Here is a 12,561-nt window from a genome sequence, read left to right on the forward strand (position 1 = left end):
CTGACGGGCTCCGTGATGTACGTGCCGCGCGGCGTGTTTCGCATCGCCGTGCTCAACTACACGTACACGCGGCAGTGGGACGAGGCGTCCGCGCTGAACGCGCCGGGCGGCGCCCTGGCCGTGGCCGGCGCGGACCCGCGCGCCCTGCTGCGCGGCCCCGGCGACTGGGAGCGGCGCCACGCGTTCCAGCTCACGTACAGCCAGCCCCTCCTAGGCACGGGGCGGCTGGCCCTGCTGGGGCGGCTGACCTCCGGCGCGCCGTACACGCCCCTGGTCTCGGGCGACGTCAACGGCGACGGCGTGTCGAACGACGCGGCGTTCGTCTTTGATCCCGGGAACGCGGACGGCACGGCGGCAGGGGCCATGCAGCGGCTGCTGCACGACGCGCCGGCGCACGCGCGCGACTGCCTGCGCCGCCAGCTGGGGCGCATCGCCGGGCGCAACAGCTGCCGCGGCCCGTGGACGGCCACGCTGGACGCGCAGGCCCTGCTTCCCATGCGGGTGGGCGGACGGCCCGTGGAGTTCTCCCTCAACGCGGCCAACCTGCCCAGCCTGGCGGACTACCTGTGGAACCGCGGCGTCCGCGGGGAGGACGAGGTCCACGGGTGGGGCCGCGCCAGCCTGCCGGACCCCACGCTGCTGCGGGTGCGCGGGTTCGACGCGGACCGGCGCGCGTTCGCGTACGACGTCAACGGCGCGTTCGGCCAGTCGCTGCAGCGGCGCAGCGGGCTGTTCGCCGCGTTCTCCATCACCCTGCAGGCGCGGTTCGCCATCGGCACGGACCCCGCGGAGCAGTGGATCGTGGAGGATACGCGCCGGGAGAGCGCCGTCGTCCGCCCGCTGCACGAGTTGCGCGCCACCGTGGCCGAGCGCGCGCCCAACCTGCCCCTGCGCCTGCTCCAGTCCGCCGATTCGCTGGGGCTGGGGCTGAGCGGGGAGCAGCGGCGCGCCCTGGCCCTGCTGGCGGACTCCGTGCAGCTCGTCCTTCCCCCGCTGCTGGACTCGCTGGCGTCCGCGGCGCACCGGGCGGACACGGCGTCGCAGGCCAGCTCGCCGGCGCGCTTTCGGCTGCGCGCGTACACGGGGATCACGGGCGAGATGCTGGATTCCGTCCAGGCGCAGCTGCAGTCCGTCTTTACGCCGGAGCAGTGGGCGCGCGTGCCCGCGCCTTGGCGGGAACCGTCCGGCCGGTCGCCGCTCGTCCCCATGAAGCCCATGATCATCGCGTCCGACGACGTGTGGTAGACCGGGGCTGATCCGCGGATCCGCATCCACCGAAGCCCCGTCGTCCCGGCGGGGCTTCGGCGCGTCCGGGACGGATCGGCCGTTGTAGACGGATGCCGCAACGTGTTATTGTTCGCGGTTCCGGACCCGGCGCCGCGATTCGCATCCGCCGCATTTCAATCGACCGAAGACCGTCAGACCGACCGTGACCGATACAGAAACGAAGGGCGGGAGCGAGCCGCGGCCCGACGCGTACGCGGACCGCGAGGCGCTGGACTTTATCCGCGCCATCGTGGCCGAGGACCTGCGCGCGGGAAAGTACGAGACCATCGTTACCCGCTTTCCGCCGGAGCCCAACGGCTACCTGCACATCGGCCACGCCAAGAGCATCCTGCTCAACTACGGCATCGCGCGCGAGACGGGCGGCCGCTTTCACCTGCGCTTCGACGACACCAACCCCGAGACGGAGGACGTCCACTACGTGGAGTCCATCGCCGACACGGTGCGGTGGCTGGGCGCGGACTTCGGCGATGGCCCCCTGTACGCGGCGGACTACTTCGAGCAGATGTACCGGTTCGCCGAGTTCCTGGTGCAAAACGGGCTGGCGTACGTGGACAGCTCGTCGGACGAGGAGATCCGCGAGGCGCGCGGCACCGTGACGGAGGCCGGGCGGCCGACGGCGTACCGCGATCGTTCGGCGGAGGAGAACCTGGACCTGTTCCGGCGGATGCGCGCGGGCGAGTTCCCCGACGGCGCGCACGTGCTGCGGGCAAAGATCGACCTCGCCAGCCGCAACATGCTGCTGCGCGATCCGCTGCTGTACCGCATTCGCCACGCACACCACTACCGCACGGGCGACCGGTGGTGCATCTACCCGCTGTATGACTACGCGCACCCCATCGAGGACGCCATCGAGGGGATCACGCACTCGCTGTGCACGCTGGAGTTCGACAACAACCGCGCGGTCTACGACTGGGTGGTGGACCACTGGCAGGACTTCGTCCGGTCGGAAGGCGGCACGCCGGCGCGGCCGCACCAGTACGAGTTCGCACGGGGCGAGCTGGAGTACACCATCACCAGCAAGCGCAAGTCGCTGGAGCTGGTGAAGGGCGGCTACGTGAACGGCTGGGACGATCCGCGGATGGCCACCATCGCCGCCTTTCGCCGCCGGGGCGTGACGCCCGAGGCGCTCAAGGCGTTCTGGGACCGGATGGGCGTGGCCAAGTTCAACAGCCGCATCGACATCGCCAAGCTGGAGCACGCCATCCGCGACGACCTGAACACGCGCGCCCCCCGCGTGCTGTGCGTGCTAAAGCCGCTCAAGGTGACCCTCACGAACTATCCGGCCGGGGAGACGGAGACGTTCGACGCGCCCCTGTGGCCGCACGACGTGCCCAACGAGGGCTCGCGTCCCCTGCCCTTCAGCGGCACCGTCTACATCGACCGCGACGACTTCCAGGAGAACCCGCCCAAGGGGTTCCACCGCCTGTCGCCGGGCAACGAAGTGCGGCTGCGCTACGCGTACGTCATCCGCTGCGACGAGGTGGTGAAGGATGCCGCGGGCGAGATCGTGGAGCTGCGCTGCTCGTACGATCCGCGGACGCGCGGCGGCTCGACGCCGGACGGGCGGCAGGTGAAGGGCACCATCCAGTGGGTGAGCGCGGCGCACGCCGTGCCCTGCGAGGTGCGGCTGTACGACCGCCTGTTCACCGTGCCGGACCCGGATGCGCGCGAGGGCGACTTCAAGGACTACCTGAACCCTGAGTCGCTCGTGGTCGTCCCCGGCGCGCTCATCGAGCCGAGCGTGAAGGACGACCCTGCCGGCAGCCGCTACCAGTTCGAGCGGGTGGGCTACTTCTGCAGCGACATCGTGGATTCGCGGCCGGACGCGCTCGTCTTCAACCGCACGGTCACGCTGCGCGACGCGTGGGCCAAGGCGTCCGAGAAGGCCGCCGCGCCCACGCCGAAGGCGGGGAAGAAGCCCAAGGCGGAGCGCGCGCCGAAGGAGCGAAGCGCGTCCGCGGGCGGCGCCCGTCCGTCGGGGGTGATGGAGGTCGTGCGCTCGCCGGAGCTGGAGGCGAAGCGCGAGCGCTTCGTGTCGGAGCTGGGGCTGGCGACGGGCGACGCCGACGTGCTTACGCGCGACGACGAGCTGGCCGGGATCTTCGAGGCCACGGTCGCGCTCGGCGCCGCGCCCAAGTCGGTGGCGAGCTGGATGGTGAACGTGGTGCTGCTGGAGGTGAAGGAGCGCGGGATCAGCAACATCGCGTTCACGCCGGCGGAGCTGCGCGCGCTCATCGGGCTGGTGGACGACGGGACCATCAGCAGCGCGGCGGGCAAGACGGTGCTGGCGGAGATGGTGCGCGGCGGCGGCAGCCCGGCGGAGATCGTGGAGCGCCGCGGCCTGCGCCAGGTGAGCGATCCCGGCGCGCTGACCCCCATCGTGGACCAGGTGATCGCCGCCAACGCGGCGAAGGCGGACGAGTACCGCGCCGGCAAGACGGGGCTGCTGGGCTTCTTCGTGGGCCAGGTGATGCGCCAGAGCGGTGGCAACGCCAACCCCGCGCTCGTGAGCCAGCTCGTGCAGGAGCGGCTGGAAAGCTGATTGGCTCCACGCCCAGGCTCATCGAGCAAAAACGGCCGGCGATCCGCGGGGATCGCCGGCCGTACTTGTTCTCGCAAACGCTTACAATCCGAGTTGAATGCGGATCGCACGTTCTACAGATTCGAGATCTTCCGCGGAAAGCACTCCCGCTTTTCCAATCAGGCGTTCCTTGGCAGTTGTCGTCAGTTGATCTGCCAGCGCCTTTCGCTGCTCACCGTTCAGGAGAACGAACGCCTCACTTGGATAGAGGCGGCCGACACTGCTCGTCAACGGGACCACCTGCACGCGATTGAGGTGCTGATTGGAAGCGTTGTTGCTGACGATGATGGCAGGCCGTTGTTTGCGGATCTCGCCTCCGATCGAGGGATCGAAGTTGACCCACCAGATTTCACCGCGCCTCATCCGCCACATCCGAGAGTAGCGCGTTCGACCACTCCAGCGCCTCGGCCTCGCGGGCTTCGTCCGCAGCCATCTCGGCGTACGCGGCCGCAAGATCCTCCGCTGTATCCGCGGCGTCAGGAAGAACCGTCACGAGCGCTCGGCGGCTTTCCGGAAGCATTACCGCCTCAAGGAGCCTCACCCGGCCGTCCCGCTCAATCACCGCTTCCACCGTTTGTAGCATCACGTCCTCCACGGTCTTAACACGTGTGCGTAGCCTGACGATGAAGGTAACACATTGCGAGGGACGTGGTACAGCCCAGCCTGACGGGCCTGCTCGGCTTCTTCGTGGGCCAGGTGATGCGCCAGTCCGGCGGAAACGCCAACCCCGCGCTCGTGAGCCAGCTCGTGCAGGAGCGGCTGGGGAGCTGATCGTCTTCGGGCTCAAGGACAAATGGAATCGGCCGGCGATCTGCGAGGGATCGCCGGCCGTTTCAATAGTGCCAGATGTTGATCAACGCTGCTTCAGCAACTGGTCGTATTCCGCATGCGAGCCGATCCAGTACCAGATCACCGTATCGCCGTCGAGAACCCCGACCGCACGATAACCGCGGCCCACGCGTGCAGAATAGATCGGTTGCGACGGATGAACCGGTTTGAAGCGCAATCCCGGATGCTGTGGATCATTCACGAACTGCCGGTAGGCTTGACGCGCCTGTTCCTGCACGTCATCCGGCAATGCGGCCAAAGCCTTCCGGAAGCGCTCCGTAGTTCGCGACCTCACATCCGGTCCGGATCGAGCGGCAACGTGCGGCCGGCGCGATGCTCCTCGAGCGCCTCACGCGCGAGTTCCGCGAGCGTCTCCGGCGACCGCTCGAATGCCTCTGCCCAGCGGTGCTCATCCTGAATTTCGGCTAAGATCGCGGCTGCGATCGCGTCCTGCTCCGCATCGGGCAACGCCTGCGCCGCCAGGATTGCCTGGTCCAGCATGTACGTCATCGCGCTCTCCTGAGTGGATGTCAGCATTTGGGCGATGTTGTGAATCTACAAGGCGTGCGCTGGGCTGTGAAGCCGATCGTGGGCAGACGCAACGCCGCCAAGGCGACGAGTACCGCGCCGGCAAGACGGGCCTGCTCGGCTTCTTCGTGGGCCAGGGGACGCGCCAGTCCGGCGGCAACGCCAACTCCGCGCCCGTAAGCCAGGTCGTGCAGGAGCGGCTGGGGAACTGATTGATCCGTCCTGTTTAAACGAATCGCCCGTGATCTACCGCCAGATCACGGGCGTTTGCTTTTCGGGGCAACGGTGCCACAGCGACTGCACCCAAAGCGCCTCACCGGGAGGTTCATTCTTTTTCCACTGCGGTCGCGCTGGTGCCCTAATCACCCGCTTGGCAACGAAATAGCGCACCAGCGCGCCAATTATCGCTTGCGGGCCCAACCTCTGCGATGACGGGTGCGTGACGCCACTGCCGCCGAGCAGGTGTGTTCTCGGCGCTTTGCCGGCCCATCTCTTACAGGAAACGCTCAGTGATCACAAAGATTCTTGAGACCCTTGGCTTGCGCAGGGCGCCCCGCAGGAATGGACCCGATGAAATCCGCCAGCTCGCAATGCGGGCACTCAGGGACGAACCGCCCATCGCTCCCATCCCCATCAAAGCGGCGCCGCGACACGAGCCGTACCGCGACGCCACCTGCAACGACATCTACAACCTGCTGTTCTGCGACGATGGCCGTGCGCCGGTCGGTGCGATGGATGACAGCGTGGCAACGCTCCGCGCCATCGCGGAGGACGAATCCCAGGAGGGCCGCAATCGCATGTGGGCGTATAACCTGCTTCGCGAAAAGGGGGAGTCGGTACCCTCGCGTATCCTGCTCGGAACGATCGTGGAGGTCCACTTGGACGGTGGGCTCGATGTGCTCGCGGCGTTCACGGATGGAAGCGTACGGTACATCAACCACTCGGAGAAGATGGGCTTCGTCGAAGGACACGTGGCCCAGCTCGCGGAGCATATCCGAATTCTCTTGGAGGTCTCGGGATTCATCGCCAACCAGATCGGTCCCTGGACGGGGGAAAGACTGCCGCCCCCTCCCCAAGGCGAGGTCCGTACGACGTTTCTCGTGTCCGATGGCCTGTACTTTGGCCAGGGGTCGTACAAGGAATTGCGGGGCGATGAGATGGGCCGGCTCGTGCTGACTGCAGCGGAGCGGCTTCATGGGGCGTTCGTCACGATGCGTCTGGGATCACCATCCGGAGCTTCAACAAGGTAAACGGTGCGTCGCTCGACAGGGCCGGGACTGCGTCATGGCTCCACGGTTGACCCAGTGATCGCCGCCAGACTCACGAGTACCGCGCCGGCAAGACGGGCCTGCTGGGCTTCTTCGTGGGCCAGGTGATGCGTCAGTCCGGCGGCACCGCCAACCCCGCGCTCGTGAGCCAGCTCGTGCAGGAGCGGCTGGGCGGCTGAGCCCAAGCACGCTATGAACGAGAACGGCCAGCGATCCGCGATGGATGGCCGGCCGTTTCTGAGAGTGAGATATAAGGCCCCTCTCAGAATATCCTGTCGCAATCACTAGCAGTACCACCAAACGTTTTCTTGCTTCAACCAGCCACCTTCGCTCATAGTTCTTGAGCATTCCGAGTTGTACTGAATGATCACCTTCAATCGAGGTGGTATAATGCCGAGGCTTTCCGCATGGTTATCTCTCGCTGGTGCCGGTGCTGCATTGATTATCGGCTTGTTCTTCGTCCAAGTACCTCCTGATGATGGATTCCGGATATTCGCCTCTGCTGATACAGAGCAGATGCGAGCGATAACCGAGTTGTATATTGACTCATTTTCAAACTTAGCACAACTCGCGCTCTCAGGATTCGGTGCGGTTGCGTTCCTGATGACTTACCAACAGAAGCACCAAGGCGGTGTGCCAGATGCAGGACGTGTATACATGATTGCTGCACTAATATTCTTAGCTGCGGCGCTGATCCTCTGTCTACTAAGTCGGGAGATTTTGCTCCAAATGATGGGCGATAACGCCGTAGACTTCACACGCGACTCCTTGCAATATGGGCGATGGGCATCTTACGGGTGCTTAGTACTGGCTTCTGTTCTAATCGGATTGTTCGCGGTCGATGTAACGAAAATCTCCTAATTGGGCGAGGTGCATCATGTCTTGGACACATCTTCACTGTCTGGTGGGCGTAGTTTCGTTTGTGGCTATGACGAGCGAGGGGCTTACTGCTCAACCAGAGTCCCTTAGCCGCGTTACAATCCAGGCACCTGAGGAATTGGCAGAAGCTCGAGTCCAAGTCAACATCGGTCAGATAAATGCTCCCATACACCTTGATAGTACAGCTACCGCCCAGATCACTGTGAGTGAAGAAGATGTGAAGAGCTTTTACTTGCAGGTGAGTTACAGCACACGAAGATCTGGAAATCTGAGATCCGTGGTTTGGAGAGATAGCATCAACCTTATACCGGACGGCGTAATCTTTGTAACGCTTGAGGAAGATGTTCAGCCGGGCGAAATCGGGCAGTTCGAAACGAATGAGTGGCCTGTGGTAACTTGGAGTGCGAGTGGCGGTACACTGGACGCGTATCTCAACGGGCGCTCGCGCGGAACCACTGACCAAACGCGCGCAGTCCGCCCGGGACGCGATCACCGACTCGAATGGCGCTCAGGCAACACGATAGTTTGTTCCCGTGTTCTACGGTTGGACAACGGTCAACGGAGAAAGTTCAGTTGTAATCGGGCGACAGGACAGCTATCCGAGCAGTGATCGTCGCTAGCGCGGTGCCAAATCAGCCGGCGAACTTCAGCCATCTGGATCTGTAAGCCTTAAGTGCCCAAGAGTACTCGCCGGTAGCTTTCGTCGTCAAAACGGTGCTTGCGTGCGCGAACTCATGCACCCATTCCACGGCAAGCATATAGTGGGCGTTCATTACGACTGGAGCGGGAAGCGGGCAAAGCGAACCCGTCCGTTTCTTCGTTACGGTACAGTGTCCGAGAAGCACGTCCGGGTCGTCGAAATCATCAACGCGGCTCATGCCGAGAGTCGCTGCGCCTGTGGACTCATTCCGGAGAAGTTGGCTAAGATCAATACACGCAACCGCTCCTGATTTTTTAGAAGTTCACGCGCTGCACGGATCGACTCCTTGACTCGTTGCGTCATCCAGCGTCCTATTCTCCGTCGCGGAAGCACCATCGGCAGTCGTGAGCATGACTCACGACTGCCGATCGGAGTCCTGCTCATCACGCCAGCTCAGCACCAGGCGACGCAGACGGTGCAGCCCTGGTCGGAGCAGGTCTGGTCGGCGGACGCCGCGGGCTTTACGGGCACGTCGCTGCGGGTGGGCGGCAACCGGCTGGCCCGGTGCACGGCCCTCTACTCGGACGGCCTGCCCGTGACGGACGTGTACTTTGACGACAACGAGGTGACGGACGGCACCCGCTTCCTGGTGCGCGTGCGCAGCACGCTGGACTCCGCGCCGGAGGCCGGCAACGGGCCCACGCGGGTGGCGTTCCGCCGCAACCGCGTGTTCGGCATCAACACGGGCCTGTCGGACCTGGGCACCCACGTCGCGCGCGTGCTGCAGACCTCGGCGGTGGAGTCCATCACCATGACGGACAACCACATCGAGCGCCTGGTGACCAACGACACGGGGACGGTGGTCTACTGGCCGTACGGGTCGCTGGAGTTCGGCCGCAACACGGTGGTCCACGTGGAGTCGAACACCACGGGTGACCGCATCATCAGCGACAAGTCCGGCCCGCTGGCCGATCCCGCGCGCTACACGCACCGCTGCTACGACAACACGTTCGACCAGCGGACGGTCACGCTGGCCAAGACGCCCAGCGCCGTGTACCACGTGTACGCCCTGCAGAACCTGGTGAGCGAGGGCGACGTCTTTATCGGCTGCCGCTGCCCCACGCACCGGGTGTGGCACTCGGTGGCGTCCGACACGCAGCGCCCGGAGAACATCACGTTCCAGGACGCCACCGTGCTGGACCACCGCTACCCCACCGTCGTGGAGCTGGTGCAGTTCCAGAAGAACGTGGTGGTCAAGGGGTTCACCGTGCACCGCATCAGCAACCCGGACGCGGTCACGGTGGTGGGCGGCGACGCGCGGCTGCGCCTGGTGAACCTCTACAACTCGTTCTCGGACGACGTACCGGACATGGAGGACATCGTCATCCGCGACAACACGGTCGTGGAGTCGGATGGCACGTTCACGTTCGCGTCCATCTACCGCCACCCCAACGCGACGCTCACGGAGCTGCGCAACGTGGTGCTGCACGGCAACGTGAGCCGTGACGGCGCGGCGCTGTGCCGCTTCATCGCCGGCGGCGCGCTGGGCTCCGTCACGCTGACGCAGAACGTGATGCCCACGGCCCGCGAGCTGTACGAGGGCACACTGCCGGCCGCGGCGACGGTGGCGAACAACACGCCGTCGGCGTCGGCGCGGGCCACGTGGAACCCGCCCAGCATCGCGAACGGCGCGTCCGCCACGACCACGCTGACGGTCCCCGGGGCCGGCGTGCGCGCGTCGGACAGCGTGCGCGTGGCCGCCAGCTCCCTCCCGACCGGCGTTCAGCTCACGGGTGCCATCACCGCGGCCAACACGGTGACGGTGACGCTCACCAACAGCTCGGGCGCGGCCGTGGACCCGCCCTCGTTCACCGTCTACGCGGCGGTGACGTTCCAGTAACGCGCCCGGCCGCGAGGCGGATGCGCGCGCGTCTGCCCACGCGCAGGATGGCGGATGAAAATCGGCCGGCGATCCAGTGCGGATCGCCGGCCGATTTCGCGTCTCTCCCCTGCCCCGCGTCGGCCGACGTGCGTCGGGCGGATGCGGCTCAGAACGGGCGGTCGTAGCTGTCTGCCCAGCGCTGGGCGGACAGGCGCGCGGCGATGTGCGGGGTGTGGTTGCCGTTCGTCCGCCCCGTGATGTGGTAGACGCCGCGGCCGTGCAGGCGGGCGATCTCCAGCGCCGTCTGCACCAGCGCGGCCACCTCGTGCGCGGAGGCGACCTCCGCGCGGCGCCAGAAGAGCAGGTCGCCGCCGCTGCCGTCCGTGGCCGCGCCGGGCGTTCGGTTGTAGACCTCGCGCACCCGGGCGTCGAACAGGTCGCGGATGCCCTGGTCGTCGCTCCCCAGCAGGTGGAACGCCCGCGAGAACTCCGCGTCCTGGCGCAGGTCGATATCCTGGCCGCCCACGCGGTCACCCGCGCGGTGCAGCACGCGCTCGGGCCGCAGCGAGAACGCGGGCAGCTCCAGCAGGGGCGAGCGCACGTGCACCACCGTCTGCGCCGAGCCCGCGATGCCCGTGTCGCGCGTCGTGGAGTAGTGCAGGTCGAAGACGGCCACCTCGTAGCTGTCCATCCGGCCGGACAGGCGATTGCGCATCCGCTGGCGCATCCGCACGGTGAACAGGCCGAATCGCCTGCGGTCCGGCACCACGTCGGGCGACGGGCTCGCCTGGAACGTCCAGCCCATCCGCCGCGCCAGCGCCCGCATCTGCCGCGTGCGCCGGAACGCCCGCGCATGCCTGATCGACACGATGCCCGCCACGAGGAGGAGGGCGGTCCCGGCCATTACAAGGGTTTCGAACATGGGTCCGGTTCCGGGCTCTGAGGACGTGCGACCGATGAGGGGCGGATGATGCGCATCGGGCGCGGCGAGGTTTCGCCGCGCCCGCATAGTTTCGGTTTCGCGAGGTCCGATCACAACGGGTCGTTTGACCTAGGTCCAGCGGATCCGCCCCTGCTCATACCCACGCGGAAGGGCCGGCGATCCGACCGGGGAGCCGAGTCTCCGCTATGCTGGGTGGTCGGCGTGCAGCAGGCCCCACGCGAGCGCCCCCTCCGGGCTCGCGGAGCTCGCCCACCTCCCCCAAAACCCCTGGGGGAGGTTGAACTGCCGCTTTCATCCACGGCTAGGTGCGGCGCCGAATGACTGGGGGATTCGAAGGATGCGCGGAGGCCGCCGATCAGCCTTCCGTCACACGGAGGATGAGCTTGCCGGTGCCGTGGCCGCTGTCCAGGCGCTCGTGGGCGCGGCGCACGTCCTCCAGCGGCATCACCTCGCCGATGAGCGGCGTGCATCGGCCCTGCTCGATGACGGCCGCCATTTCCCGCAGCCGGTCCGCCTCGCGCATCACGAAGATGCCGTGCAGCGTCTGGTTGCGGCTGCTGAGCCCGCCCAGCGTCTCCGCCGGCGTGAGGATGCACGCCAGCCGGCCGAACGGGCGCGTGGCGGGCAGGCTGCGCTTGATGAGGTCGCCGCCGGCCGTGTCGAACGTGGCATCCACGCCGCGGCCGCCCGTCTCGCGCAGGGCCACCTCCGCGAAGTCCCGCGCGCCGTAGTCGATGCAGACGTCGGCGCCCAGCTCGCGCAGCACGTCCTGGTTGCTGGCACTGGCCGTGGCCAGCACGCGCGCGCCGGCCGCCCTGGCGAACTGCACGGCGAACGAGCCCACGCCGCCCGCGCCGCCGTGGATGAGCACCGTCTCGCCCGGGCGCACGTTCAAGCGGCGGACGATGGCCTCCCACGCCGTCCCGCCCGCCAGCGGCACGGCGGCGGCCTGCTCGTGCGAAAGGCTGGCCGGCTTGCGCGCCACGATGCGCGCGGGGACGGCATTGTACTCAGCGTAGGTGCCCATGGTGTTGCCGAAGATCTCGTCCATGTAGTACACCTCGTCGCCGGGGCTGAACTCCGTGACGCCGGGTCCTACGGCCTCCACCACGCCGGACGCGTCGGACCCCAGCACCAGCGGCGGCGTGAGGCCGGCCCAGCTGGCGTTCTGCCGCAGCTTGGCATCCACGGGGTTGGTGCCCGCGCAGACCACGCGCACCAGCACCTCGCCCGGGCCCGGCTCCGGCCGGTCCATCTCCCGCGCCTGCAGCACCTCCGGCCCGCCGAAGCGGTCGATCACCATCGCACGCATGTCGCTCCTCGTCCTCGTACAGGGTTCGCGCACGGCGGCGGCCAGAAGCGTGCCCACGGGCGAGCAGCGAAAACGGCAACGGCATTCTCACGCAGAGCCGCGGAGGACGCAGAGTACTGCATTCCCTGCCTTCCGGCCGTGCTCCGTTCCGGCGGAGGTAGCGCCCCTGATGATCGAGGCCGGTGATCCCGCGGGATCACCGGCCTCGATTTGCCTAAGGAGATGCGCGGCGTACCGTGCTTCCGGAGCCATGCTCACCAGACGCGTTTGATCCCGTATGGATCGAGTGCCGGATCAACGCTTACCAGGAGGAGATCTTCGGTAAGGGCCTGCGCGGCGATAAGCCGGTCGAATGGATCACGGTGATGCATGGGCAGGCGGAGGAGTTGCACGAGGTGATTCAGCTCAACGCC

At 66.7% G+C, this 12,561-nt stretch carries 12 protein-coding genes and 2 pseudogenes; 8 read left to right on the top strand and 6 right to left on the bottom strand.

Annotation, left to right across the window (positions count from 1 at the left end):
- Positions 1-1,245 (top strand): hypothetical protein (locus VFZ20_RS16165; RefSeq protein ID WP_329684944.1); only part of this gene is annotated, 1,245 nt, incomplete at its 5' end.
- A 184-nt stretch (positions 1,246-1,429) separates the two neighbouring features.
- On the top strand, positions 1,430-3,829 hold the full coding sequence (locus VFZ20_RS16170; protein WP_329684945.1) for a glutamine--tRNA ligase/YqeY domain fusion protein: 2,400 nt from the start codon (positions 1,430-1,432) through the stop codon (positions 3,827-3,829).
- An 81-nt stretch (positions 3,830-3,910) separates the two neighbouring features.
- On the opposite strand, the gene VFZ20_RS16175 is transcribed toward VFZ20_RS16170, so the two are convergent.
- Together VFZ20_RS16175 and VFZ20_RS16180 are read right to left on the bottom strand one after the other, a co-directional pair.
- Complete coding sequence (locus VFZ20_RS16175) at positions 3,911-4,231, bottom strand: type II toxin-antitoxin system PemK/MazF family toxin (RefSeq protein WP_329684946.1); 321 nt, start codon at positions 4,229-4,231, stop codon at positions 3,911-3,913.
- Positions 4,218-4,463: a hypothetical protein gene (locus tag VFZ20_RS16180; RefSeq protein WP_329684947.1), complete on the bottom strand. Its 246-nt coding sequence runs from the start codon at positions 4,461-4,463 to the stop codon at positions 4,218-4,220. The genes VFZ20_RS16175 and VFZ20_RS16180 overlap by 14 nt, the downstream gene beginning before the upstream one ends.
- A gap of 77 nt (positions 4,464-4,540) precedes the next feature.
- Between VFZ20_RS16180 and VFZ20_RS16185 the strand changes: the two are divergent.
- Positions 4,541-4,639 (top strand): annotated as a pseudogene (locus VFZ20_RS16185) (hypothetical protein); the annotation flags it as partial.
- Positions 4,640-4,721: 82 nt separating this feature from the next.
- Here VFZ20_RS16185 and VFZ20_RS16190 read toward each other — a convergent pair.
- Positions 4,722-4,991, bottom strand: a complete 270-nt coding sequence (locus VFZ20_RS16190; RefSeq protein WP_349264099.1) for a hypothetical protein — start codon at positions 4,989-4,991, stop codon at positions 4,722-4,724.
- The gene (locus VFZ20_RS16195) at positions 4,988-5,206 is read right to left on the bottom strand and encodes a hypothetical protein (RefSeq protein WP_329684950.1); all 219 of its coding nucleotides are present in this window, start codon (positions 5,204-5,206) and stop codon (positions 4,988-4,990) included. Before VFZ20_RS16195 ends, VFZ20_RS16190 begins: the two co-directional genes overlap by 4 nt.
- Positions 5,207-5,223: 17 nt before the next feature.
- Between VFZ20_RS16195 and VFZ20_RS16200 the strand changes: the two genes are divergently transcribed.
- The 5 genes and pseudogenes from VFZ20_RS16200 (at position 5,224) to VFZ20_RS16215 (ending at position 9,911) form a co-directional block, all read left to right on the top strand.
- Positions 5,224-5,436 carry a hypothetical protein gene (locus VFZ20_RS16200; RefSeq protein ID WP_329684951.1) on the top strand — a complete coding sequence of 71 codons (213 nt, stop codon included), beginning with the start codon at positions 5,224-5,226 and terminating at the stop codon, positions 5,434-5,436.
- 297 nt (positions 5,437-5,733) lie between these two features.
- Complete coding sequence (locus VFZ20_RS16205) at positions 5,734-6,474, top strand: hypothetical protein (protein ID WP_329684952.1); 741 nt, start codon at positions 5,734-5,736, stop codon at positions 6,472-6,474.
- 77 nt (positions 6,475-6,551) lie between these two features.
- Positions 6,552-6,671, top strand: a pseudogene (locus tag VFZ20_RS32770) (hypothetical protein); the annotation flags it as partial.
- Between the two features lie 184 nt (positions 6,672-6,855).
- Positions 6,856-7,353 carry a hypothetical protein gene (locus VFZ20_RS16210; protein WP_329684953.1) on the top strand — a complete coding sequence of 166 codons (498 nt, stop codon included), beginning with the start codon at positions 6,856-6,858 and terminating at the stop codon, positions 7,351-7,353.
- A 1,133-nt stretch (positions 7,354-8,486) separates the two neighbouring features.
- Entirely contained in the window at positions 8,487-9,911 is a 1,425-nt protein-coding gene (locus VFZ20_RS16215; RefSeq protein WP_329684954.1) for a hypothetical protein, read from the top strand.
- Positions 9,912-10,059: 148 nt separating this feature from the next.
- On the opposite strand, the gene VFZ20_RS16220 is transcribed toward VFZ20_RS16215, so the two are convergent.
- Both VFZ20_RS16220 and VFZ20_RS16225 read right to left on the bottom strand, forming a co-directional pair.
- Positions 10,060-10,815 (bottom strand): hypothetical protein, encoded by a 756-nt coding sequence (locus VFZ20_RS16220; RefSeq protein ID WP_329684955.1) that lies wholly within the window; start codon positions 10,813-10,815, stop codon positions 10,060-10,062.
- A gap of 376 nt (positions 10,816-11,191) precedes the next feature.
- On the bottom strand, positions 11,192-12,148 hold the full coding sequence (locus tag VFZ20_RS16225; RefSeq protein WP_329684956.1) for a zinc-dependent alcohol dehydrogenase family protein: 957 nt from the start codon (positions 12,146-12,148) through the stop codon (positions 11,192-11,194).
- Positions 12,149-12,561: the final 413 nt, after the last annotated feature.

This window comes from Longimicrobium sp. (genome assembly GCF_036280135.1).
Taxonomy (GTDB): Bacteria; Gemmatimonadota; Gemmatimonadetes; order Longimicrobiales; family Longimicrobiaceae; genus Longimicrobium.

What these genes read in the sequence shown, in the direction of transcription:
- VFZ20_RS16175 (WP_329684946.1), bottom strand. Translation starts at nt 4,231, where the DNA reads ATGAGGCGCGGTGAAATCTGGTGGGTCAACTTCGATCCCTCGATCGGA.
- VFZ20_RS16195 (WP_329684950.1), bottom strand. Translation starts at nt 5,206, where the DNA reads ATGACGTACATGCTGGACCAGGCAATCCTGGCGGCGCAGGCGTTGCCC.
- VFZ20_RS16200 (WP_329684951.1), top strand. Translation starts at nt 5,224, where the DNA reads ATGTCAGCATTTGGGCGATGTTGTGAATCTACAAGGCGTGCGCTGGGC.
- VFZ20_RS16210 (WP_329684953.1), top strand. Translation starts at nt 6,856, where the DNA reads ATGATCACCTTCAATCGAGGTGGTATAATGCCGAGGCTTTCCGCATGG.
- VFZ20_RS16220 (WP_329684955.1), bottom strand. Translation starts at nt 10,815, where the DNA reads ATGTTCGAAACCCTTGTAATGGCCGGGACCGCCCTCCTCCTCGTGGCG.
- VFZ20_RS16225 (WP_329684956.1), bottom strand. Translation starts at nt 12,148, where the DNA reads ATGCGTGCGATGGTGATCGACCGCTTCGGCGGGCCGGAGGTGCTGCAG.